Genomic DNA, 20,160 nt, shown 5'->3' on the forward strand with positions numbered 1-20,160 from the left:
GCGCACTTCCGGCGACGTTTGCGTCCGCCCCGGGGATGATCGTGCCCTCCTCTCTCAGGAGGAGGCGCCGACCGCCTCCCGCAGGGCCGCCAGGAGGCGTTTCGTCCGCGGGATCTGCCATCGGTCGCCCGGACGGTTGAGCACGTAGCCGACCGCGATGTCCGCCCCCACGTCGGCGAAGCCGAGGGAACCGCCGAAGCCGAAGTGGCCGAACGACTCCTCGGTGACGCCGATCGGGCGCTCCGGTTGATGGAGTTGAAACCCAAGGCCGAAACGGGATCGTTTCTCGAGGATCAGGTCCGGGCCGTCGACCTGTGTGGTGCACGCCTCCGCGAGGACGGCGCGATCGACGGGTCCGGACGGATCGAGCAGTGACCGGTACACCGTCGCGACCGCCGCGGCAGTGGCATGGAGGTTCGTGGACGGCACCTCGGCCTGGCGCCATTCGCGGGTCTCGACGACACCCATGCCCGAGACGGTCGAGGGGTTGAAGTAGGCGTGGTGGCGCATGCGCGCCAGCTCGTCGGAGAACTCGACCGCGGTCTTCGGCGCCGGGGGTGCCGAGCCGAACGCCAAGCCCAGCTCCGAGCATCGGGCGAGGTCACGAGCGGGCACGCCGTACACGAGGTCGGCGGCGAGCGGAGCGGCGAACCATTCGGCCAGCAGATCCCCGAACCGGGCAGCGCCGGCCGCGCGCCGCAGCGGCTCCCCGACGAGAAAGCCGGCCGTGTTGGTGTGGTAGCCGTGGGCGGTTCCTGGTTCCCACCAGGGCTCTGTCGCCGCGAGCGCCGCGCACATGGCGGGCCAGTCCATCGGCACCGAGGGGTCGACGTCGCCCCGCAGTGCCGGCAGCCCGGCCTGGTGGCTGAGGTGCTCGCGCAGCGTCGACCGCTGCGGCAGCTCGGTCCAGTGCCGGTTCGCCGGCGCGTCCAGATCGATGAGACCGCGCGAGACGGCGGTCAGCGCGACTGCGGCGGTGATCCCCTTCCCGACCGAGTAGCTGTTGACGAGCGTGTCGGGCGTGAACGGACGCGTCTGCGCCCGGTCGCGCCATCCACCCACGAGGTCGACGACCGTCCGTCCGCCCGCGATGACGCACAGGCCCGCGCCGAGGTCACCGGCATCGTCCTCGGACGGCGCGAAGTTGGCGATGAACACGTCCCGGATCGATTCCCATCCCGGGGCGACGGTCCCGACGATCGGTGGATCAGTCGGCATCGAGACGGCGCTCGAGCATGGTGACCCGCTTGACGCCGTCGGGCGAGTCCTGCTCGCCGACCGAGACGAACCCATGCGCGTCGTGGAAGGCCAGCGACGCGTCGTTGCGGGGCCGGATGTTGACCTCGGCGAGCATCACCGGAGTCTGGTCCGCCCGGCCGCGGCGAGCGAACTCGTCGTAGAGCAGGGAGCCGACGCCCCCGCCCCGTCCGGCTTCGGCGACGACGATGCGGTCCACATAGACGAAGTCGTCGTAGCGGGCGCTGAACCAGGCGTAGTTGTGTGAGTCGTAGCCGGCGCCGGGACCGAGCCCGATGAGGAACCCGGCGATGCCGTCGTCGGCAACGGCGACGACGAAGGTGTGGGCGACGGCGGCGAACCACTCCAGATCGGACCGCTCCAGATGGTTGACCGCGGGGACCGCCGCATTGTTGTGGACGAGGATCTCGTCGAGGTCGTCGTCGCGGACCGTCCGCAGCACGGTCAGGTCTGCCCGACGGCGACGCGGGCCTCGGCCCCGAGGAACTCGGCGCGGATCGCGTCGACGACCCGTTGCGACGCTCCGCCCGGCGGATACGTGTGGAAGCGGTGACGCAGCTCGTCGTAGCGGGCGCGGTGGGCGCCGATGCCGTCGCGCCGTGCCGCGAGCAATGCGTCCGCGAGCTGGTCCGCGGTCTCGCACAGGGGACCGACCGCCACGTCCTCGAGGTCGTACATGAGCGGCCGGTGGTCCGTGAAGCTCTCGAGATCGGGGATGTAGTAGATGATCGGTCGCTCGAGGAGCATGAAGTCGAAGGGCGCACTCGAGAAGTCCGAGATCATGCCGTCCGCGTGGGGGTAGGCATCGCTCGGGTCCATGTAGGGGTCGATCATCCGCAGGTGCGTCGAATCGTCGAGTTGGTCGACCCCGAGCACCCCGCGGTCGGCGTCGACATAGTGGAGCTTGACGGCAATGGTGACGTCGGCGGCTTCGGCCGCCGCGGCCAGCACCTCCCAGTCGAACGACTGGCGCGCCATACCCTCGCGGAAGGTGGGGAGGTAGACGAAGACCGGCCGGTCGGCCGGTATCTCCGGCCCGACGGTGGGGATCGAGGTGCGATCCTGCGGCGCGCCGTCGAGCAGGGCGTCGTGACGGGCGAACCCCGTGATGCGGATCTTGTCGGTGTCGGTGCCGTAGAACCAGTGGCCCTGGGTCGCGTGGGTCGGCGAGCACGCCATCAGCAGATCCGGTACGGGGAGGTGCCAGGGCAGGACGATGCGCCAGAACAGACGCTGCAGGGCCGATCCGTGGAACAGCTGGTAGAGCCGATGATCGGTGGCGTCGATCGCCCGCTCGATCTTCTTGATCCCGATGCCGTGGCGCAGGAGCACGAGGTTGGCGCCGCGCGACGTCCAGAAGTTGATGTCCTTCGGCAGCGAGTCGTAGACGAACACGCCCGACCGCAGCGTCCACCAGATACCCGCCGGCGACCACGCCGTGTAGGCCCGATGTCCCTCGGCACGCAGCTGGGCCCGGATCACCGGCTCGTTGGTGATCCACGCGATGGACACGCCGTCGACCGGGTGCTCGCTCAGATGCTCGAACACCGCGCCGGCATTGTCACCGAAGCGATGGCCACTCCAGCAACCGAACGACCACTGCCCGGCCCGGCGCGGCACCAACCCCGCGAGCGCGTAGAGCAGGAACTGTGCCGGCCGCAGCACGACGGAGACGACGCTCCACACGCGTGCGCTCAACGCCCGCTGCCTCGCTGCATCCTGTCGGTCGTCCCTTCGTGATCGTGCCGACGATTCGCCGGACGGTCCAACGTAGTATGGGAGTGACCACGCTCTGCGGCAAGACCGGGCCCGGGGTGACGGGCGTCGATTCCCGTCTCGCATAGGCTCCCGGCGTGTCGAACGTCCAGGCCGCGGGCCGAGCATCGCTGACGGTGCTCGCCCAGGGACTCTCGAGCGTCACCAACTTCGCCGCCGGCGCGTTCGCCCTCGACGCCGCCGACGGTGACATCGGCGCGTTCGGCCGGTTCGCGATCGCGTTCCAGCTGTGTCAGGTGGTCATCGCCATCGGGCACGCGTCGAGCGGCACGACCGTCCTCATCCACGGCGCGAAGAACGACGCGGACGGCAGCGTCGACCAGCTCCGCGCCGGCGCGGCCACGGCGGCCATCGTGATCGGCGGCGGGCTCGCTGCCGTCATCACGGTCGGTGGCCTCGTCGCCGGCTCCGACCTCGGGACGACGCTCCTGCTCGCCGCCGGCGCGCCCGCGCTCACCTCGCAGTACACGCTGCGCGCCTCGTACTTCGCCCAGAACAACGCGGCCGGTGTCGTCCGGGCCGACGCGATCTGGCTCGCCGTGCTGCTCGCCGCGGCCGCAGGCGACGCCATGGGCGGTTGGCACCCCTCGCCGGACGACTATCTCGCCGTGTGGCTGATCGGGGCCGCCGTGAGCGCGCTCCCCTCCCTGCTCGTGGGACTGGGCCGGGGCCGCCGTCACCTCGGCCTGTTCTGGGCCACCACCGGTCCACAGGCGATCCGCACCGGGGCCGACTCGCTGCTCGCCCGCAGCGTCTTCGTCTTCACGCTCTTCGCAGCCGAACGGATCGTCGGCGTGGAGGCCAGTGGCGTGATCGCGGCCGCCGTCCTGGTCTTCTCGCCCCTGACCGTCGTCCACACGTCGTCGGCCGCGGTCGTGATCCCGGCCAACATCCGCCGCCGGGGCATCCACATCCCGTCACCGAGGCTCCCGCTCCAGGCCGCGGCGGCCATCGCGGCGATCACGCTCGGCTGGGCGGCCTTCCTGCTCGTGTTCAACGAGACCCGCTACGCCTTCGGTCCCTTCGACCTCGACTCGGCCGGGGTCACCGGTGCCCTGTTCGCCGCGACACTCGTCCGCTTCCTCGCCATGGCGTTCTGGCGAGGACCCGAACTCGCCCTCCGGATCGCGGATGCGGCCACCGCGAGCCTGCAGGCGCGCATGGTCGGCACCTGCGTGCAATGGATCGTGCCGGTCATCGGCTTCGCGGTCGCCGACGTGAACGGCGGTGCCTTCGGCCTCGGCATCGCCACCTGGGTCGGTGCCCTCGTGGCGTGGGAGCGCTACCGCCAGCTCGGCCCGCCCTCCCCCGCCTGACGATCGCTCACATCCGGGGTCGTCGCGGTCGATGGCATCGGCATGTGGCGTGTCGCGGTCAGGAGTCTCGTCGGCCTGTCGGGCCTCGCACTGCTCGCCGCGGGATGCGCCGACGCACCCGATGAGGTCGCCACGACCGGTGTCGAGCGCATCGCCGGCGTCGCGCCCACCACCGAGCCGCCCCTGATCGATGCCGGCGCGACCGCGTCCCCCGCGCTCACGCCGACGCTTCCTCCGACGACGACGATCGCCGCGACCACCACGACGATCCCGGCACCGGCCCCGACCCCGACGACCACCCCGACCGCCACCTCGACCGCCACCTCGACCGCACCCCCAACGCCCACCACCACTACGACCACCTCCACCACCGCCACCGTGCCCGACGCCGGCTGTTGCGGGGAGGGTCGGCTGGAGATCTTCGTCACCGCGAAGTCCGCCTTCGACGTGTGGACCAGCGGCGGGCACTGGGACTGGATGAACGAGCACTACGACTCGATGGTGGTCTGGGAGCCGTACTGGGATTCCCGACTGGACTCCTACGACGACGTGACGGTCTACCGCGACGCCTACGCGATCAAGACGAACACCGACAAGGACCGCCGTTCGGTCGACCATCCCGACTGGCTTCTGCGCGACGCGGCCGGCGACCCCGTCTACATCCCGTTCGCCTGCAACGGCGGGTGTCCCCAGTTCGCGGCCGACGTCGGCAACCCGGCCTTCCGCGACGACTGGATCGCCCGGGTGCAGGCCTCCGTCGACCGGGGCTACCGCGGCCTGTTGATCGACGACGTGAACATGCTCTGGCGGTTCAGCGACGTGAACGGCGGCGACATCGAGCCGATCGACCCCCGCACGGGTGCGGTGCTGACCCTCGCCGACTGGCAGCGCTACATGACCGAGTTCATGGAGCAGGTGCGCGCCGCGTTCCCCCAGCTCGAGATCTGGCACAACTCGATCTGGTACGCCGACTCCCCCACGTTCGACAACGCCCTCGTCGACCGTCAGATACGGGCCGCCGACGTGATCCAGCTCGAGCGCGGGATGAACGATCTCGGCCTCAAGAGCGGAACGTCGAAGTACGGCATGCAGACGTTCATGACCTTCATCGACCGGGTGCACGCCAACGGCGCCGGCGTCGCCCTACTCGACGAGAACGCCGTCGACATCCAGGGCCAGTGGTACAACATCGCCGGCGGTCTGCTTGTCAACAACGGACGCGACCTGGTGACCACCGAGGACTGGGATCTGATCGCGCCGGGCGGGCTGTTCGACGGGTATCTCACCGATCTCGGCCACGCCCTCGGTCCCCGCGCTGTGGTCGACGGCACGATCCAGCGGGAGTTCACGGGCGGACTCGTCGTCATGAACGAGCCCCGGTCGGATCCGGTGACCGTCGATCTCGGCGGCTCCTGGCTGACGCCCGAGGGCGACGCGGTCACCTCGGTCACCCTCGACACCCGCGAGGCCATCGTCCTCACGCGCCCCTGATCGCACCAACGGTTGTCGAGGTGAAGCGGGGGTCAGACCCCAGTTGAAGCGCGGGGTCAGACGAGGAGGGCGTCGGTGATGACCTCGACGAGCGCGGGACCGTTGTGGGCGAGGGCGTCGGCGAGCGCGGCGTCGAGCTCGTCGAGTGACGTCACCCGGAAGCCCTTGGCCCCGCACAGCTCGGCGAAGGCCGCGAACGACGGATTGTGCAAGGAGGTCTGCCACACGTCGAGGTCGGCGGCCCGCTGTTCCTTCGAGATCTTGCCGAGCTCGCTGTTGTTCATCACCACATGGATGATGTCCATGCCGTACTTCACCGCGGTCGTCATCTCCATGGCGTACTGGCCGAGGCCACCGTCGCCGGACACGGACACGACCGGCCGCCCGGCGAACGCCGGCTGGCTCTGCGTGGCGGCCCACGATCCCATCGCCGCCGGCAGCGCGAACCCGATCGAGCCGAGATAGCCGGACATCAGCACCGACTGCTCCCGCACCTCGAAGTACCGACCGAACGAGTACGTGTTGTTGCCCACGTCGACCGGCATGATCGCGTCTGCGGGCACGAGACGACCGAGCGCGTCGAACAACGCCGCGGCATTGATGCCCGCGCCATGGTCGTCGGCCCGGCGGCTCGCCTTCTCCTCTCGCCAGATCGCCCAGCGCTCCGCGACCTCCGCCTCGGTGGACCGGCCCGCGTCCGCACACGCGTCGCGCAGCGCCCGGGCCGTCACCCCCACATGGCCCTGCACCGGGTGGGTGACAGCGTGGAAACGGCCGAGCGCCATCGGATCGAAGTCGACCTGCACGATCGGCTTGTAGTCGCTGATGCCCGTGTGGTTCGAGAACGACACGCCGAAGGTGACGAGCAGGTCGCTCTCGTTCATGAACCAGCTCGCGACGGGCGTGCCCGAACGGCCGAGCACACCACCGGCGAGCGGGTGGTGATCGGAGATGAGCCCCTTCGCCTTGAAGGTGGTCGCGACCGGCGCGTCGAGCTTCTCCGCGAGCGCCACGATGTCGGCCATCCCTTCGCGGGCGCCGTTCCCCACGATGATCACGGGCCGCTCCGCAGCGTCGATCGCGGCGATCGCGTCGGCCAGTGGGCCGGCGGGCGGGGCGATCTCGCGGCTGCCGGTGCGGCCCTCGGGTGACCCCACGCGGGCGCGGTCGGCGGCCGGTAGTTCCTGCACCTCGTCGGGGAACACGAGCTGGGCGACGTCTCGCTCGACCAGCGCCGTCTTGCACGCGAGCGACATGATCTCGCCGTGGTCGGATCCGGCTTGCACCGTGGCCGAGTACCGGGCCACATCCGCGAACGCGGCGGCGAGATCCGTGTCCTGGAACGCCCCGCGGCCGCGCACCTTGCTCGGCACCTGGCCGCAGAGGGCGAGCACCGGCGCCCGATCCGTCTTCGCGTCGTAGAGGCCGGTGAGCAGGTTCGTCGAGCCCGGCCCGGCGATCGCGAAGCAGCCGGCGAGCTTGCCGGTGAGCTTGCCGTAGGCCGTGGCGGCGAACGACGCCGCGCCCTCGTGCCGGATCCCGATGTAGGTGAGATCACCGCGCTCCTCGGCGACGCGCATCGCGTCCGCGATCCCGAGATTCGAGTGCCCGACCATGCCGAACACATGGGTCACCCCCCAGGCGATCATCGTCTCGACCATCACGTCCGACACGGTGCGCACCCGGGCGGACTCGGTGGGCAACGCGACATAGACACCGTCCTCGCGCACCTCCGTGCGGTACGCATCGGGACCGTCGTTGAACGCGCCGGGCGGCTCACCGTTCTTCGGCGAGAAGTCGTAGCCGTGCCACGGGCACCGCAACCACCCCTTCTCGATCGAACCCTCCCCCAGCGGTCCGCCCTGATGCGGACAGGCGTTGTCGATGCAGCCGAAGCCGCCCTCGGCGGTGTTCGACACGCACAGTGACTCGTGGCCGATGGTGACGGTCGTGACCCGACCCTCGGGCAGCTCGTCGACCTCGATCAGCTTGTGCCACGCGAACGCCCCCTCGGGGAGCGCCGGCTCGGTCGTGGACGGGATCTCGTCGGAACTCACAGCGTCACGCCTCCGTAGGCAATACCCGTGAGATGGGCCATCTCGCGGTCGAACGTGGTCAGGTCGTCGCGGCAGAACTCGTCGAGGTGGGTGTGACCGCAGGCCCGGGCCAGCACGCCCATCAGTTCTACGCTCGCCGCGAAGAAGCGGTGGAGCCGGTCGGCGGCCTCGTCGACCGGCAGCCGCGCCCGCAGCTCCGGCTTCTGGGTCGCGATCCCGACCGGACAGTTGTTGGTCGAACACGCCCGCATGCCGATGCAACCGATGGCCTGCATCGCCGCGTTCGACACCGCCACCGCGTCGGCGCCGAGGGCCAGCGCCTTGGCGAAATCGGTGTGGGTCCGCAGCCCGCCGGTGATCACGAGCGTGATGTCCTGGCGACCGCGGGCATCGAGATGGCGCCGGGCCCGGGCGAGCGCGGGGATCGTCGGCACGGAGATGTGGTCGCGGAAGACGACCGGGGCGGCGCCCGTGCCGCCACCACGCCCGTCGAGGATCACGTAGTCGACGCCGACGCGGAGCGCAGCGTCGATGTCGTCCTCGATGTGCTGGGCCGAGAGCTTCACCCCGATCGGGACGCCGCCGGACGCCTCGCGCACCTCGTCGGCGAGACGGCGGTAGTCGTCCTCACAGTCGAGATCCTCGAACGTCGACGGCGAGATCGCGTCCTCCCCCGGCTCGAGCCCGCGGACCTCGGCGATCTTCCCCTGGACCTTGATCCCCGGCAGGTGGCCACCGGTGCCGGTCTTCGCTCCCTGTCCGAGCTTGAAGTGGAAGGCCTGCACCCCGCCACCGTTCTCGGGCCGCACCTTGTCGAGCGACCAGCCGAACTTCCCGCTCGCGAGCTCGTAGAAGTAGCGGGAGTTGGCGTCGCGCTCCTCCGGGAGCATCCCACCCTCACCCGAGCAGATGCCGGTGCCGGCGAGCTCCGCCCCCCTGGCCAGCGCCACCTTCGCCTCCTCGCTGAGCGCGCCGAAGGACATGTCGCTGACGAACAGCGGGATGTCGAGGCGCAGCGGCGAGTCGGCGTTCGGGCCGATCACGACGTCCGTCGCCACCGGCACCTCGTCGAGCTGGGGCTTGCGGGCGAGCTGGGCGGTGACGAACTGGATGTCGTCCCACCGCGGCAGCTCCTCGCGGGACACCCCCATCGACGTGACCGGGCCGTGGTGTCCGAGATAGTCGAGCCCCTCGTTCGCGAGCTGGCGGATCAACCCGACGTGGGGCTCCGCCGGGTCGCCGTGCGGGTCCTGGTAGGCGCCCTGGTACGCGTCGCGGTCGTACGGCTGGGGGTGTTCCTTCGTCCAGAGGCGGATCTCCTCGGCGTCGACGAGGAGATCGTCGTCCTCGATCCACGAGGAGAACTTCGCGAGCCGTTCGCTGTTGTCGTAGCTCGACACCCCGGTGTGGAACACATAGTCCCAACCGTGCAGTCCGCAGATGAGATCGTCGCCGTCGACATGACCGTCCGCCATCAAGGCACCGCGGTGCAGACACCGGCCGTAGAGGACCGAGTGGTTGTCGTCGAAGCGCACGATGACGAGATCCACACCGTCCACGAACGCGCCGACGGGCTCCCGATCCGGTACCTCGCTCCAGTTCGCGATCTTCACTGCCTGCATCGACGCCTCCTCGGCCCGGTCGGGTGCCATACCCTGCCTCACGGGGCTCCCCGGCGCAGAAGGAACTACCGCAGCGCCGGATTCGTTCCCGAACGCCAGGAGGGGTGGACACGGTGAGCACGTCGGACATCGCGATCATCGCCGGCTTCGTGATCGCCTACGGGCTCGTGTCGCGCCGCGTCGAACACTCGTTGCTGACCGGCCCGATGCTGTTCGTCGGATTCGGGTTGCTCGTCGGCAGCGCGGGGTTCGACGTGCTCGACTTCGGGCTCGACTCGACCGGCGTCGAGGTGCTCGCCGAGGCGACCCTCGGGCTGCTCCTGTTCACCGACGCGACCCGCATCGACACGGCCCGACTGCGCTCGGACGTCGTCCTGCCGGCGCGGATGCTCCTGCTCGGTCTGCCCCTGGCGATCGCGCTCGGCACGGGCCTCGCCGCCGTCCTGTTCGACATCCCGATCGCGGTCGCCGCGCTCCTCGCCGCGATCCTCGCGCCGACGGATGCCGCCCTCGGCGAGGCGGTCGTCAGCAGTCCGTCCGTGCCGGTGCGCGTGCGGCAGTCCCTCAACGTCGAGAGCGGACTCAACGACGGCATCGCCCTCCCCGCCGTGACGGTCTTCGTCGCCCTCGCCGCCGAGGACGAGGCGTTCTCGACCGCCAGCAGCTGGGCTCGTTTCGCGGCGGAGCAGGTCGGCTACGGCGTGGCGCTCGGCGTCGTCGTCGGCTGCGTCGGCGCCGTCCTCGTCCGTGACGCGAGCCGGCGCGGGTGGATGGAGGGCATCTATCGCCAGCTCGGGGTGCTCGCCCTCGCGACGCTGACCTTCGCGCTCGCGACCCAGGTCGGGGGCAACGGTTTCATCGCCACGTTCGTCGGCGGTCTCGCCTTCGGCGCGATCGCCCGGGTCGAGTGCAACACCGTGGCGGAGTTCACCGATGATGTCGCCCACCTGCTCGCGATGCTCAGCTTCATCGTGTTCGGCGCCCTGATCGTCGGACCCTCGCTCGACGAGATCGACTGGCGGGTGGCGGTCTACGCGGTCGGCAGCCTCGTGCTCGTCCGACCGGTGGCGATCGGGCTCTCGTTGCTCGGCGCCGGACTTCAGCCGCCGACCGTCGCCTTCTTCGGTTGGTTCGGGCCGCGGGGCCTCGCATCCATCCTCTTCGGGATCGTGGCGCTCGAGGAGGCCCACGGCACGGACCTCTCCATCGTGTTCGTCGTGATGTCGTGGACGGTGCTGCTCTCGATCGTCGTCCACGGCATGACCGCGGGAATCGGCGCCGAGGCTTATGGACGCTGGTGGTCGGACCGACGGGATGACGCGATGCCCGAGTCCCTGCCCATGCCCGAACAACGCCGCCGCGGCGAGGCTCCGTGAGCACGTCCGCGGACGTCGCGATCGTCGGCGCCGGCATCCTCGGGCTCACCACGGCGAGAGCACTGCTCGCCCGCGATCCACGGCGCCGCATCGTCGTCCTCGACAAGGAGGACACGCCGGCGCACCACCAGACCGGTCGCAACAGCGGCGTCATCCACTCCGGGATCTACTACCGGCCCGATTCCGGGAAGGCGGCGATGGTCGCGGCGGGACGTGACGACCTGTTGGCGTTCCTCGAACAGCACGGCATCACCTACGACATGTGCGGCAAGGTCGTCGTGGCCGTCTCCCCCGACGAGGTCGGCCGCCTCGACGCACTCGAGGTCCGCGCCGCGGAGAACCATGTCGCCACGGAGCGGCTCGACCGGGCGGCCCTGCGCGAGCGCGAACCCCACATCGAAGGCGTGGCGGCGCTGCTCGTGCCGAGCGCGGGCATCGTCGACTACGCCGCCGTGTGTGACGCCCTCGTCGCCGAACTGGCCGCGGCCGGCGTGGAGATCCGACTCGGCACCGCGGTGCGCGGCGCGGTCGCCGACTCGAACGGGGTGACCGTCACCACCGACGGCGGCAGCCTCACCGTCGGGTCGATCGTGAACTGCGGCGGGCTGCACTGTGATCGGGTCGCCGTTGCGGCCGGGGCGGACACCGAGGGCGTGCGGGTCATGCCGTTCCGGGGCGAGTACTACGAGCTCGCCCCCCATGCCCGTGGCCTCGTCAACCATCTCGTCTACCCGCTCCCCGACCCCGACTTCCCGTTCCTCGGCGTGCACCTGACCCGCATGATCGACGGCTCGATCCATGCCGGCCCCAACGCGGTGCCCGCGCTGGCGCGGGAGGGCTACCGCTGGCGTGACATCTCGCCGCGCGACACCGCGGAGATCGCGTTCGCTCGGCGCACCTGGGTCCTGGCCCGCCGCTACTGGCGCAAGGAGGTCGGCGAGATCCACCGGTCACTGAGTCGCCGGGCGTTCCTGAAGGCGCTGCGGCGGCTGTGCCCGGACCTCTCGGCGGGCGACCTCGAGCCGTCGGCGTCCGGCGTGCGGGCCCAGGCCATCGCGCCGGACGGCACGCTGCTCGACGACTTCGCGTTCGCCGAGAGCCCCCGGGCCGTCCATGTGATGAACGCGCCATCCCCGGCGGCCACGGCCAGCTTCGCCATCGCGGAGACCGTGGCCGACCGGCACGAACGCGTGCTCTCGCCGGGCTGACAATTCCGAGAAAAACCCTGTTCAGGGGTTGCTAGGCGAACATATGTTCGCTATGGTGATCGTATGTTCACGGCGACGATCACGGCGATGCGAGAGGACCGACTCGACGGTCTTTCGCGTGCCGAGCTCGTCGGCCGGGTCGAGGAGCTGCGGCGGTTCCGCGGCGCGGTCGCGGACTACGAAGCGCGGCTGGTGCGGGCGATCGACGCGTTGGACGACAACGGGCTCGACGGACGCGGTGTGCTGCGCTCACACGGGCGGGTGTCAGGCAAGACGGCTCATCGGGCGGCGCGGACCGCGCACGGGTTGGCCGACATGCCGCGTGCGGAAGCCGCGCTGGCGGCCGGGCGGATCACCGCGGAACATGCCCATTCGCTCACCAAGGCCGGTCGTGAGATTCACCCCGAGTCGGCTGACGCGGAGTTGGTCGAGATCGCGGAGACGTCGCCGGCGGACCTGTTCGCCAAGCGCACCACCGAATGGATCAGCAAGCGGAAGAAGTCCGACCCGAAGCCTGATCACGACGCCCAACGACGAGCCCGCACCCTGAAGCGCTGGGACGACAAGGCGACCGGGCTGCGCATGTTCCTCCTCGGCGTCGACCAAACCACCGGGGCACTCCTCGACGCCGACATCAACCGACTCGAACAAACCCTCTGGAACGACGACGGCGGCCGCAACGCCGACCCCACAACCGCCCGCACCCACGACCAACGCCTCGCCGACGCCGTCACCCAACTCATCACCGGCGCCCGGCGCGACACCGACCGGCCACCCCATCCCAAGTCCAACGTCACCGTCCTCATCGACATCGCCGCCATGACTTCCGAGGACGGGAACCCGCTCGCCACATGCGTCCAGGACGGACAGCCGCTGCCGGCATCCGTGCTCGACCGGCTCACCTGCGTCTCCAGCATCACCCCGATCCTGTTCAACGGACCAGCCAACCCGATCTGGGTCGGCCGCGACCACCGCCACGCCACCCTCACCCAATGGCGCGCCCTCATCGCCCGCGACCGCGGCTGCATCGGCTGCGGCGCCACCCCCGACCGCTGCGAAGCCCACCACATCGACCACTGGGAACACCACGGCGACACCGACATCGACAACCTCGTCCTCGTCTGCACCCGCTGCCACCACAACATCCACGACCGAAACCACACCCTCCACCGGACCAACGGCCGCTGGACCATCCGACCACCCGGCGCACCACCACCCGACACCACCGCCGACGCACCCATTCGCGACTTCCCCACCGACACCGAGCCCGAGTACCTCACGCTCACCGCCTGAGCACTGCTTGCCTCCGTCGCGGTCGCTTGCACCTTGACAACTGAAGACCAGGCGTCTGCACGACATCTTCACATCGGGCGCGGGACTCCTGCACAGGGAGGTCTCTACGGTGTGGTCGTGGGGAACATTCTCGTCGTCGAAGACGAACCAGCCATCGCGACCGCGGTCGCCGCCCGGCTCGAAGCCGATGGGCACGCGGTGGAGATGTGTCACGACGGTGCGGAGGCGGTGGAGCGATGCGCCGAACTCGAGCCGGATCTCGTCGTGCTCGATCTCCTGCTGCCGAGCCTCGACGGTCTCGAGGTCTGCCGTCGGATCCAGGCCGGCCGACGGGTCCCGGTCGTGATGCTCACGGCCCGCGACGACGAGACCGACATGCTCGTCGGGCTCGCGGTCGGCGCGGACGACTACATCACCAAGCCGTTCTCGCCTCGTGAACTGGTCGCCCGGGTCAACGCGGTGCTGCGTCGGGTCTCCGAGGAAGGCAGCGGCCCGAGCGGCCCGGATCACCAGCTCGGCGCGGTGGAGATCTTCCGGGCGAGCCGGCGCATCCGGGTCGACGATCGCGAGGTGCACCTCACGCCGACCGAGTTCGACCTCCTCGCCCAGCTGGCGGCCGCCGCGCCGGCGGTGCTCACCCGCCAGCAGCTGCTCGTGGCCGTGTGGGGCTATCGAGACGGGTCCGGGGCGCGCACGGTCGACAGTCATGTGCGGGCCGTTCGCCGCAAGCTCGGCGACGAGGTGATCCGCACGGTCCACGGTGTCGGCTACTCGATCGGCGATCTCTGATGGCGAAGATCCGTCCGCTCGACGTCCTTCCGTCGATCAAGCTCAAGCTGTCCGCCGTCATCATCGGGGCGATCGCGATCGCCGCGTTGGTGAGCACGATCGGCTTCCGGCTCGACTGGCCGGTCTGGATCCGCCCGGTCATCTCCGGGGCGATCGGCGTGGCGATCATGTGGTTCTTCGCCGGCGGCATCGTGTCGCCACTGCGGGAGATGGCCGCCGCCGCGACCCGCATGGCGAGAGGCGACTATCGGGCACGGGTCACGGCCACGTCGGCCGACGAGGTCGGCGAGCTCGCCCGGGCGTTCAACGCGATGGCGCTCCAACTCGAGGAGGTGGATCGGGACCGGCGGGATCTGATCGCGATGGTGAGCCACGAGCTGCGCACGCCGATCACCGCCCTCCAGGCGAACCTGGAGAACATCGTCGACGGTGTGACCGCGGCGGACGACGAGGTGCTCGCCACCATGCTCACCCAGACCGAGCGGCTCGGCCGGCTGGTGTCCCAACTCCTCGACCTGAGTCGGCTCGAGTCGGGTGCGATCCCGCTGACCCTCGAACCGGTGGAACTCGGCAGCCTCGCCCGGGAGGCTGCGCAGGAGGTGCGGCTCCACCGACCGGATCAGGCGATCCACGTCGAGATGGAGCCGGCCGATCTGACGGTCGTCGCCGATCGCGAGCGACTGCACCAGGTGATGGCGAACCTGCTCGACAACGCGTCCCGGTTCAGTCCGGACGACGAATCGGTGATCGTGCGGGGCCGGGTGCGCGGCGACGACGCCCGCATCGAGGTGATCGACTGCGGCCCCGGCATCCCCGAAGGCGACGCCGTGCGGATCTTCGAGCGCTACCAGCGCGGCAGCCATGCCCGGTCCACCGAGTCCGGCGGCACCGGACTCGGTCTGGCCATCGCCCAGTGGGTCGTGGAGCTCCACCACGGCACGATCACCGCCCAGCCGGGATCGCCCTCGGGCTGTCGGATCGAACTCGACCTGCCGTTGACGGGAGCGACCGACCGATGACCTCGACGCTGCCACCGCCCCCGAGCACGCCGCCCCCACCCCGCGCCGAGGAACGGCTCTTCGCCCCGCCGCACGATCTCTGGCGCATCACGCCGGGGCCGCGGCTCCTCGGCGGGCTCGTGCTCGGCGGTGTGGCGGTCGATCTCGGCGTGCGTCATCCCGTCGGGGCGTTGTCGCTCGTCGCCGTCGCGCTGCTCGTCGCCGCCGGCCGCGCCGGCGGGTGGGTGCAGGGCGACCTCGCCCGTCGACTGCACCTCCTCGCGCTCGTTCCGGCCGCCCTGCTGTGCCTGCGGGCGACGCCGTGGCTGGTTCCCCTGAACGTCATCGCGACGCTCGGCCTGCTCGCCCTCGCGGCCGCGGTGCGCGACGAACCAGGGGCGCTGGGCCGCGCCGTGCTCCGCCTCGTCCGCCCGACGACCGCCCTCGAGCCGGCCGTCCTCTCCCACCAACTGGCGACCCGTTCCGTGGCGGCCACGGTGCGAGGGCGGGACACGCTCGCCCGGCGGATCGTGCGGGCCCTGACCGGGCTCGCGATCGTGGCACCCGTCGCCGCGGTGCTGATCGCCCTGCTCGCCGCGTCGGACGCCCTGTTCCGATCCTGGATCAGCGTGCCGTTCGATCTGCCGACGGTCACCGGCCATCTGGTCGTCGTGGGCCTCGGGGCGATGATGACCGCCGCGCTCGCCGGGCACGGCGGGTGGGCGATCGTCGATCGCGTGCGCGAACCCCGCCGGATCCTCGGCTCGACGGAGGCCACGATGGTGCTCGGTGTGGTCGTCGCGATCTACGCCGTGTTCGTGGCGGCCCAGGTCGTCGCGATCAGCGCAGGTGAGCGCTACGTCGAGCGCAACACGAGCCTTGACTACTCGGAATACGCCCGCAGCGGCTTCTTCCAACTGCTGGCCGCGTCCGTGCTGACCCTCGCGGTCCTGCTCGCGGTCGATCGGTGGCGCCGCCGCGGCACGGAGCCGGCGACCCGTCGGATCCGCCGCCTCGAACTGGCCACGATCGGACTCACCCTCGTCGTCGTCGGCGTGGCCATCCGCCGGCTGTTCCTCTACGAAGCGGAGTTCGGGCTCACCATGCTGCGGCTCTACACGATCGTGTTCGCCGCGTTCATCGGCGTCGTGTTCCTCGTGGTCGCCGCGCATCTGCAGGGCCGGCTCCGCCACCACCCGGTCGGCGTGGTGGCAGGCGTCGCCCTCACGCTCCTGCTGGCGATGAATCTGGTGAACCCGGAAGCACTCGTGGCCCGACGGAACCTCGACCGATTCGCCGAGACGGACCAACTCGACGTTGCCTATCTCGTCGATCACCTGGGTGTCGACGCCATCCCGACCATCCTGGACGACCCGACGGCACGAGCCGAGGTGTGCGCCCGCGCCGTCACGATCGACGATCGAGTGATGGTGTTCAACTGGGGGCGCGTCGACGCGGCCCGAGCCATCGACGACGCCTGCTGACCCGGGTCAGACGGTGACGGTCAACGGCTCGCCACAGGCCGCGGCGAACGCCGTGCGCCACCCGAGCGTGTCCAGACCGAGCGCACTCGCGGTCTTGATCGCCCGCACCTCGGCGGCCGCTGCGTCCTCCGCATCGAGGGTCGCCAGACACTGCGCTTCCGCGAGCGCCACCACCGTGGGGTGCACGCGATCGCCACCGGCGGGGATGGCGTCGTAGGCCCGGCCGAGTGCCACCCGGCACCCTTGTTCGTTGCCGGAACGGGCCGCCACGCAAGCAAGCGCGAGACGGGCCAGCACGCGGTCAGCGTAGGTGGTCCGCGTCGACGACTCGACCACATCGGCGAGGGACTCCACGTCCTTCTCGACGACGGCGGCGACGAGGGCGAGCACGGCCCACCCCCAGGTCGATCCTTCACCGGGTGTGTCCGGCATGACATCGAACAGGCGCACGGCGACGTCCACGTCCCCCCGCTGAAGGCTGATCAGCGCCATGGCCACGGTCTGGTCGGACTCCCCGAGCCGGTCGTCGTCGAAGCCGACGACCTCGCGGAACGTGCGGCGACCGATCATCACGTCGCCCACGGTGGCGGCGGCCGCGGCCAACGCGGTCTCGAGGATCTGGGCGCCGGGGTGACCGGGCTCCTTGGCGAGCTCACCGGTGAGGATCCGGAACCCCTCGGCGATGCGCCCCGCACGGATGAGGGCGCGGGCCTCGACGGCGATCGCCTGCACGAGGCCCATCGGATCCGAGTCGAGGGGCATGATCTGCTGCGCCCGCTGCGCTCGACGGACGGCTTCGTCGACCCGCCCCGTCCACAGCGCCGAGATCGCCAGGGCGACGTGCATCATCCCCTGGGCCCAGCGGTCACCACGGTCGCGCGCCTCCGCCAGCGTGCGGGTGGCGAGCTCGTCCGCCTCCGCGAATCGACCGGCATGGATCCGCACATAGGCGAGCAGGCCCCGCGACCAGGCCATGCCGGCGAGGTCACCGAGCTCCTCGAACGCGTCGACCGCCTGTTCGAGCCGCACCTCCGCGTCGCCCATCTCGCCGGACACGTACGAGATCCAGGCAAGGTTCTGACGGGCCCAGGCCATCCCCCGAGGATCGCCGGCCTCCCCGTAGGCGTCGTACGCGAGGTTGATCGACGACTCGGCCATGTCGTGTTCGCCCCGGAAGAGCCGCACCATGCCGACGCGCCGCAGGCCATCGGCCTCGAGCACGGGATCCTGCAGCGAGTGCGCCAGCTCGAGCGCGTTCTCCCCGATACGCAGCGCCCCGTCCTGGTCGCCGAGCCATTGGGCCACCTCGCTGCGCAGGAGCTGGATGCGCACATCGAGTCGCGGGTCGTCCACCCGTTCGAGGAGCGGCCCCGCCGCGTCGAGATCGCGGGCGGCGATGGCGACGTCCAACCGGCTGAGGGCGGACTCGGCTCGTTCCAGCAGCACCTCCGCCTTGCGAACGTCGTCGTCGTCCATCAGTCCGAGCGCTTCGCCGAACAGTTGCTCGGCCCGCTCGACGGCACTCGCACCCGAGGTCGCCCGGCCGGCGGCGAGTGTCCATTCGATCGCCTTCTCGGTCAGGTCGTCGCCGATCCCGTCGATGCCACCGAGCTCGCGGTTGTGCAGCGCCGCCCGGCGGTAGTGGTACGAGATGATCTCCGCCCCGCCGGCGTGCTTGTTCGCCTCGATCCAGCTCGCGATGCCGGCGTGGCGCCAGGCCCGATCCGTCTTCGTGAGGCGGCTGTAGACCACGTCGCGCACGAGGTTCGCCCGAAACGCCCAGGTCCGCCCGGTGTGCTCGAGCAGATCGAGCCGCTCGAGCGTGCGCAAGGCGCTCACGATGTCGGCCTCACCGCGTTGGATCTCGGCCATCCGTTCGAGCGCCACGACCTCCCCGCGCAGACCGAGCACGGCGGCGTCTTCGATCACGTGGCGGGCCACGTCGTCGAGAGCATCGAGTCGACTGCTGATCACGCTGCGGACGTTCGCCGGGAGATTGCCGATCTCGTCGAGGTCGGCCTCCTCGACCATGCGGGCCATCTCCTCGAGGAACAGGGGGTTGCCGCCCGCCCGTTCGACGATCTGGGCCCGCACCTCGTCCGAGGCGTCCGGGAGCAGGACGCGGGCGAGCCGGTCACCGGCGTCGGCGTCGAGCGGTTCGACATTGAGGCTCATGACGTTGAAGCGACCGGGCTTCGGGTTCCAGCGATCGAACATCTCGGCCCGACCGGTGACCAGCAGCACGACCCGGCGCCGGCTCAGCCGGTCCAGGAAGTCGTCCAGGAGGCGCAGCACGGGATCGTCGGCCCAGTCGATGTCGCTCAACCAGACGAACACGGGCCCGTTGCGCGACAAGGCGTTGAGCAGCGCGATCGCGGCCCGGGTGCCCTCCTCCGCGGCCCGCTCGTGGTCGAGTCGGGCGAGCCCGGTCTCGTAGCCGAGGAGATGGCGCAGCCCCTCGGCGGTACGGGCGACGTTGACCGGATCCGCGTCCGGTCCGAACGCCGAAGCCACGCCATCGGCGACGAGGTCGGGAACGTCCTCCGGGGCCGTCGACGCGTCGATGTCGAGTGCGCCCCGCGCCGCTTCGGCCACCGGCCACCACACGTTCGCCTCGCCGTAGGGCAGGCACCGACCGTGTAGCACGAGGGCGCCGAAGTCGGTGCGGGCGACCGTGGCGACCTCCTCGGCCAGCTTGGTCTTGCCCAGACCCGATTCGCCCGTGAGCACGATCAGCTGGGCGCGGCCCCGGCGATACGCCGCGGCGACGGCGCGACGCAGCACCGCGAGCTCGGGATCGCGCCCGATCAGCGGCACGTCGGGTCGGTCGCGACGTTCGCCGGGTCGACCGACCGGTTCGACGGCGCGGAACGCGTTGACCGGTTCTTCGCGACCGCGGGCGTGGAGCTGCCCCATCGAACGGAAGTGGATGACCTCGGCGGTGGCGGCGTGGGTGGCCGCGCCGACCAGCACGGTGCCGGGTTCGGCGGCGGTCTGGAGCCGGGACGCCGTGTTCACCACGTCGCCCATGGCGGTGTAGTCGTCGCCGGCGGAAATGGCACCGACCACCACTTCGCCGGTGTTGATACCGATACGCACCCGGATGCCCACCCCGGTCTCGTTGTCGAAGCGGGTGACGGTCTCCTGCATGCGCAGACCGGCCCGCACCGCGCGTTCGGCGTCGTCCTGGTGAGCCACGGGGGCGCCGAAGAGGGCGACGATGGCGTCGCCGATCACCTTGTCGACGCGCCCGCCGAAGGCGGTGATGTCGTCCGCCAGCAGGGCGAAGCAGCGGTCGACGAGGTTCTTGACCTGTTCCGGGTCGCGGGTCTCCGACAGGCCCGTGAAACCGACGATGTCGGCGAACAACACCGTGACGAGGCGCCGTTCGTCGTGCCGACGCGCCATCTCGTGCCCGCAACTGCTGCAGAAGCGCGCCGCGTCGGCCTCATCGCTGCGACAGTTGGGGCACTCCATTTCTCCAGCGTATGCG

Annotated in this window: 14 protein-coding genes; 8 read left to right on the plus strand and 6 right to left on the minus strand. The window is 70.5% G+C overall.

Going from position 1 to position 20,160, the window contains the following annotated elements:
- Positions 1-54 precede the first annotated feature (54 nt).
- The 3 genes from R8F63_14535 to R8F63_14545 are packed head-to-tail and all read right to left on the minus strand — an operon-like array spanning position 55 to position 2,955.
- The gene (locus R8F63_14535; GenBank protein ID MDW3219828.1) at positions 55-1,218 is read right to left on the minus strand and encodes a serine hydrolase domain-containing protein; all 1,164 of its coding nucleotides are present in this window, start codon (positions 1,216-1,218) and stop codon (positions 55-57) included.
- Positions 1,208-1,699 (minus strand): GNAT family N-acetyltransferase, encoded by a 492-nt coding sequence (locus R8F63_14540; protein MDW3219829.1) that lies wholly within the window; start codon positions 1,697-1,699, stop codon positions 1,208-1,210. The genes R8F63_14535 and R8F63_14540 overlap by 11 nt, the downstream gene beginning before the upstream one ends.
- A 2-nt stretch (positions 1,700-1,701) precedes the next feature.
- A complete protein-coding gene (locus R8F63_14545) occupies positions 1,702-2,955 on the minus strand; it encodes a CDP-glycerol glycerophosphotransferase family protein (protein MDW3219830.1) in 1,254 nt (417 codons plus the stop codon).
- A 155-nt stretch (positions 2,956-3,110) separates the two neighbouring features.
- Here R8F63_14545 and R8F63_14550 point away from each other — a divergent pair, with 155 nt between their 5' ends.
- Positions 3,111-4,349 (plus strand): hypothetical protein, encoded by a 1,239-nt coding sequence (locus R8F63_14550; protein MDW3219831.1) that lies wholly within the window; start codon positions 3,111-3,113, stop codon positions 4,347-4,349.
- A 42-nt stretch (positions 4,350-4,391) separates the two neighbouring features.
- Positions 4,392-5,840: a putative glycoside hydrolase gene (locus R8F63_14555; protein ID MDW3219832.1), complete on the plus strand. Its 1,449-nt coding sequence runs from the start codon at positions 4,392-4,394 to the stop codon at positions 5,838-5,840.
- Between the two features lie 56 nt (positions 5,841-5,896).
- On the opposite strand, the gene R8F63_14560 is transcribed toward R8F63_14555, so the two are convergent.
- Positions 5,897-7,897, minus strand: a complete 2,001-nt coding sequence (locus R8F63_14560) for a thiamine pyrophosphate-binding protein (protein ID MDW3219833.1) — start codon at positions 7,895-7,897, stop codon at positions 5,897-5,899.
- Complete coding sequence (locus tag R8F63_14565; protein MDW3219834.1) at positions 7,894-9,519, minus strand: glutamate synthase-related protein; 1,626 nt, start codon at positions 9,517-9,519, stop codon at positions 7,894-7,896. The genes R8F63_14560 and R8F63_14565 overlap by 4 nt, the downstream gene beginning before the upstream one ends.
- A gap of 113 nt (positions 9,520-9,632) precedes the next feature.
- On the opposite strand from R8F63_14565, the gene R8F63_14570 reads away from it, so the two are divergent.
- The 6 genes from R8F63_14570 (at position 9,633) to R8F63_14595 (ending at position 16,667) form a co-directional block, all read left to right on the plus strand.
- Positions 9,633-10,895 carry a cation:proton antiporter gene (locus R8F63_14570; GenBank protein MDW3219835.1) on the plus strand — a complete coding sequence of 421 codons (1,263 nt, stop codon included), beginning with the start codon at positions 9,633-9,635 and terminating at the stop codon, positions 10,893-10,895.
- Complete coding sequence (lhgO, locus tag R8F63_14575; GenBank protein MDW3219836.1) at positions 10,892-12,103, plus strand: L-2-hydroxyglutarate oxidase; 1,212 nt, start codon at positions 10,892-10,894, stop codon at positions 12,101-12,103. The genes R8F63_14570 and lhgO overlap by 4 nt, the downstream gene beginning before the upstream one ends.
- Positions 12,104-12,166: 63 nt before the next feature.
- Positions 12,167-13,396 carry a DUF222 domain-containing protein gene (locus R8F63_14580; GenBank protein ID MDW3219837.1) on the plus strand — a complete coding sequence of 410 codons (1,230 nt, stop codon included), beginning with the start codon at positions 12,167-12,169 and terminating at the stop codon, positions 13,394-13,396.
- 117 nt (positions 13,397-13,513) lie between these two features.
- On the plus strand, positions 13,514-14,185 hold the full coding sequence (locus R8F63_14585; protein MDW3219838.1) for a response regulator transcription factor: 672 nt from the start codon (positions 13,514-13,516) through the stop codon (positions 14,183-14,185).
- Positions 14,185-15,204: an ATP-binding protein gene (locus R8F63_14590; protein ID MDW3219839.1), complete on the plus strand. Its 1,020-nt coding sequence runs from the start codon at positions 14,185-14,187 to the stop codon at positions 15,202-15,204. Before R8F63_14585 ends, R8F63_14590 begins: the two co-directional genes overlap by 1 nt.
- Positions 15,201-16,667, plus strand: a complete 1,467-nt coding sequence (locus R8F63_14595; protein MDW3219840.1) for a DUF4173 domain-containing protein — start codon at positions 15,201-15,203, stop codon at positions 16,665-16,667. Before R8F63_14590 ends, R8F63_14595 begins: the two co-directional genes overlap by 4 nt.
- 6 nt (positions 16,668-16,673) lie before the next feature.
- Here the strand turns inward: R8F63_14595 and R8F63_14600 are convergent, their stop codons facing one another.
- Complete coding sequence (locus tag R8F63_14600) at positions 16,674-20,144, minus strand: adenylate/guanylate cyclase domain-containing protein (protein ID MDW3219841.1); 3,471 nt, start codon at positions 20,142-20,144, stop codon at positions 16,674-16,676.
- Positions 20,145-20,160 lie beyond the last annotated feature (16 nt).

The organism is Acidimicrobiales bacterium (assembly GCA_033344915.1).
In the GTDB taxonomy this organism is placed as follows: Bacteria; Actinomycetota; Acidimicrobiia; order Acidimicrobiales; family Aldehydirespiratoraceae; genus JAJRXC01.

Excerpts from the sequence above, each read along its gene's own strand:
- R8F63_14580 (MDW3219837.1), top strand. The coding sequence starts at position 12,167 with ATGTTCACGGCGACGATCACGGCGATGCGAGAGGACCGACTCGACGGT.
- R8F63_14555 (MDW3219832.1), top strand. The coding sequence starts at position 4,392 with ATGTGGCGTGTCGCGGTCAGGAGTCTCGTCGGCCTGTCGGGCCTCGCA.
- R8F63_14590 (MDW3219839.1), top strand. The coding sequence starts at position 14,185 with ATGGCGAAGATCCGTCCGCTCGACGTCCTTCCGTCGATCAAGCTCAAG.
- R8F63_14535 (MDW3219828.1), bottom strand. The coding sequence starts at position 1,218 with ATGCCGACTGATCCACCGATCGTCGGGACCGTCGCCCCGGGATGGGAA.
- R8F63_14565 (MDW3219834.1), bottom strand. The coding sequence starts at position 9,519 with ATGCAGGCAGTGAAGATCGCGAACTGGAGCGAGGTACCGGATCGGGAG.
- R8F63_14600 (MDW3219841.1), bottom strand. The coding sequence starts at position 20,144 with ATGGAGTGCCCCAACTGTCGCAGCGATGAGGCCGACGCGGCGCGCTTC.
- R8F63_14595 (MDW3219840.1), top strand. The coding sequence starts at position 15,201 with ATGACCTCGACGCTGCCACCGCCCCCGAGCACGCCGCCCCCACCCCGC.